Below are 267 nucleotides of genomic sequence, written 5' to 3' on the forward strand. Positions count from 1 at the left end.
TGAAAAGCTGCCTGAGCTCTACATTGCCGTTGTGGAACCAAAAGGCTCTCCTGTTTTGTCAGGGGGGAAACCAGGACCGCACAAGCTTGTTGGAACGAGCCCGGGATTTATTCCGAAAATCCTCAATACGAGCATCTATAACGAAATCATGCAAATCGCAGATGAGGATGCCCTGCAAACGATGAGGCAGCTGGGAGCGTTGGAAGGAATACTCGTCGGACCGTCCTCAGGTGCATCTGTCTTTGCCGCGATCACGATTGCGAAGCG

Annotated in this window: 1 protein-coding gene; it reads left to right on the top strand. The window is 52.1% G+C overall.

Translation table 11 applies throughout. The annotated features are described in order from the left end of the window. The coding region (locus SB775_RS30140) for a pyridoxal-phosphate dependent enzyme (protein ID WP_410864921.1) at positions 1-267 on the top strand (267 nt) is incomplete at both ends.

The organism is Peribacillus sp. SIMBA_075 (assembly GCF_046534585.1).